The following is a 3,327-nucleotide window of genomic DNA, read 5'->3' on the forward strand; positions in this document are numbered from 1 at the left end:
GCGGCTGGGCTGCGCGGTGACGCGCTCGCGCCCTTGTTTGCGCTGCTTGAGCCAACTGACCACCAGCGTGCGCTGGGCGCGCGTGATGCCGACATACATCAGGCGGCGCTCTTCCTCGATGCGTGCGGCGAGCTGCTGCGCGTCGTCCTCGTCGGGCTTGAAGGGCAGCAGCCCTTCGTTGACGCCGACCAGCATGACATGGGGCCATTCCAGCCCCTTGGCCGCGTGCAGGGTCGACAGCGTCACCACGTCTTGGTCTTGCTCGCGTTCGGACAGCGTGCTGATGAGTGCCACCGTCTGCGCCACTTCCAGCAGCGGGCGCGGCGCGCGCGCCTCGCCGCTGGCGCTGCCCGTGTCGTCGATCTGCCCGCCGCAGCGTTGCACCATCCAGTCGATGAAGTCCAGCACATGGCCCCAGCGCGTCTGCGCCTGTTGCGGGCTGTCGGCGTGGTCGTGCAGGTGGCGCTCGTAGCCGATGTCGGTGAGCCACTGCATCAGCACCGCGCGCGCCGCCTCGTGCCCGACGGCGTGCCGGGCACGGAATTGCAGTTCGTTGACGCAGCGCCCGAATTCGTGCAGCGCCGCCAGCGCCTTGGCGCCGACGCTGGCCTGCAGCAGGGGGGACGACAGGGTCTCGAACAGGCTCAGGCGCAGCCCGCTGGCCACCTGCCCGAGCTGCGCCAGCGTCTGGTGGCCGATGCCGCGCCGCGGTGTCGTCACCGCGCGCAGGAAGGCCGGGTCGTCGTCCTCGTTGGCCAGCAGGCGCAGCCAGGCGCACAAATCCTTGATTTCGGCGCGGTCGAAAAAGCTCGTCCCGCCCGAGACCTTGTACGGCACGCCCGCGCGCCGCAGTGCGACTTCGAACGCGCGCGATTGGTGGTTGGCGCGGTACAGGATGGCACAGTCGCGCCACGCCGCGCCTTGTGCGCGCAGGCCCTGGATGCGCGCCACGGCGCGCTCGGCTTCGTGCTCTTCGTGGTCGCAGGCGAGCACGCGCACGGGTTCACCCTCACCCAGCGCGCTCCACAGCGTTTTGGGAAACAGCTTGGGGTTGGGGCCGATGACCGCATTGGCCGCGCGCAGGATGGCGTTGGTGGAGCGGTAGTTTTGCTCCAGCTTGATGATCGCCAGGTTGGGAAAGTCTTGCGGCAGGCGCCGCAGATTGTCCAGCGTGGCGCCGCGCCAGCCGTAGATGGATTGGTCGTCGTCGCCGACGCAGGTCAGGCGCGGGTCGGGCCGCTCGCCGTGGCCCACCAGCACTTTGAGCAGCTCGTACTGCATCGCGCTGGTGTCCTGGTACTCATCGACCAGCACGTGGCCCAGCCGCTGCTGCCAGCGCATCCGCGCCTCGGGGCACTGTTGCAGCAGCTTCAGCGGCAGTCCGATCAGGTCGTCGAAGTCGACCGCCTGATAGGCGGCGAGCCGTTCCTGGTAGCGTGCCATCACTCGGGCGATATGCCGCTCGCTCTCGTCACGCGCTTGCGCCAGGGCCGCGTTGGCGTCCACCCCGGCGCCTTTCCACTGGCTGATGCGCCACTGCCAGTGGCGCGCGGTGGTGCTGTCGGTGGTGCCGCCGCAGTCTTTCAGGATGCCGACGATGTCGTCGGTGTCCAGAATGGAAAACTGGGGTTTGAGCCCGATGGCGGCACCGTCTTCGCGCAAGATGCGCACGCCCAGCGCGTGGAAGGTGCACAGCAGCACGCCCTGGGCCGCCTTGCCGACGAGGGCGCGGGCGCGCTCGCGCATTTCGGCCGCGGCCTTGTTGGTGAAGGTGATGGCGGCGATGCGCTCGGGTGCCAGTCCGGCTTGGATCAGACGCGCGATTTTGTGCGTGATGACGCGCGTTTTGCCCGAGCCAGCGCCCGCCAGCACGAGCGAGGGGCCGTGCAGATGGTGCACGGCTTGGAGTTGGGCGGGGTTGAGGGTGTCGTGCATCGACGGCACTGGACGCGAAAACGCGGCCGCCAGGACAGAGGCGCCGCGGGGATGGGAAGGGGCGAATGATAGCGGGGTGACAGCGCCAGGCCGCGCCGCCCGTTACCATCGCCGTTCATGGGCGCCATCTTGCTGGTCACCTTTCCCTTTTTTGCGCTGGTCGCCGCTGGCTACTTGGCCGCGCGGCGGCGCTGGCTGCCGCTGGAGGCGATTCCCGGGCTCAACGGTTTCGTGCTGTATTTTGCGCTGCCGGCCATGTTGTACCGCTTTGGCGCGTCGACGCCGATCGCGCAGCTGCTCGACGGCGCGGTGGCCGGGGTGTGGTTGCTGTGTGCGCTGGCCGTGGTGGGTTTTGCGGTGGCGGTGACGTGGGGGGGGCGCATCGGCTGGAACGACGCCGCCTTCGGCGCGTTGGTGGCGGCGTTTCCCAACTCGGGCTTCATGGGGGTGCCGCTGATCGCCGCGCTGCTGGGGCCCGCGGCCGTGGGCACGGTGATCGTGGTCATCGTGGTGGACATGGTCATCACCAGCTCGCTGTGCATTGCGCTGTCCCGGCTGGATGCGGGCGAGGGCGGTGCGCGCGCGGCGTTGCGGCAGGCGCTGCTGGGGGTGGCGCGCAACCCCATGCCGTGGGCCATTGGCCTGGGGGCGCTGGCGTCGGCGTGGCAGGTGGCACTGCCGCGGCCGCTCGACCAGACCGTGGGGCTGCTGGCGGACGCGGCCAGCCCGGTGGCGCTGTTCACCATCGGGGCGGTGCTGGCGCGCTCGCAGATGCAGGCTGACCACCCGATGCCGTGGCGCGACTACGTGCCGCTGGCGCTGGTCAAACTGCTGTTGCACCCGCTGCTGGTGTTGTTGGTGGGCGCGGCGGCCATCCAGCTGGGGGCGCCGCTGCAGCCGACGGCGCTGACGGTCATGGTGCTGGTGGCGGCGCTGCCCAGCGCCAGCAATGTCTCGCTGCTGGCCGAGCGCATGGGGGCCGACAATGGCCGCATCGCGCGCATCATCCTCGTGTCCACCGCGCTGGCATTTCTGACGTTTTCGGCGGCGGTGGCCGCCTTGCGCTGAGCGGCAGGCGCGCCGTCAGAAGCTGAGCGGATCGACGTCGATGGCCCAGCGCACCAGGCCGCGCGTGTCGGCATGGCCGCGCAGGCCTTGCAGGCGCGGCATCCAGGCGGCCAGCAGGGCCTGCAGGGCGCTGCGCCGGGGGCTCTCGAGCAGCAGTTGTGCGCGTTCGATGCCGGCCACGCGCGTCAGCGTCATCGGCACCGGTGCATAGAGGGTCACGTGGGCGCGTCCAGGCAGGTCGTGCGCTGCCTCGGCGGCGCGGCGCAGCCAGGCCAGGGCCGCGTCGAGCTGCCGTGCCTCGGCGCGCAGCAGCGCCTGGTGGCT

Annotated in this window: 2 protein-coding genes and 1 pseudogene; 1 reads left to right on the top strand and 2 read right to left on the bottom strand. The window is 70.4% G+C overall.

Translation table 11 applies throughout. From position 1 onward, the window contains the following. The coding region (locus Q0716_RS08990) for a UvrD-helicase domain-containing protein (protein WP_299022258.1) at window positions 1–1,935 on the bottom strand (1,935 nt) is incomplete at its 3' end. 117 nt (window positions 1,936–2,052) lie between these two features. Here Q0716_RS08990 and Q0716_RS08995 point away from each other — a divergent pair. Beyond that, entirely contained in the window at window positions 2,053–3,003 is a 951-nt protein-coding gene (locus tag Q0716_RS08995; protein ID WP_299022259.1) for an AEC family transporter, read from the top strand. A 15-nt stretch (window positions 3,004–3,018) separates the two neighbouring features. On the opposite strand, the pseudogene Q0716_RS09000 reads toward Q0716_RS08995, so the two are convergent. Continuing rightward, a pseudogene (locus tag Q0716_RS09000) lies at window positions 3,019–3,327 on the bottom strand (primosomal protein N'); the annotation flags it as partial.

It is taken from the genome of uncultured Tepidimonas sp., from assembly GCF_938045175.1.
Classification (GTDB): domain Bacteria; phylum Pseudomonadota; class Gammaproteobacteria; order Burkholderiales; family Burkholderiaceae_C; genus Tepidimonas.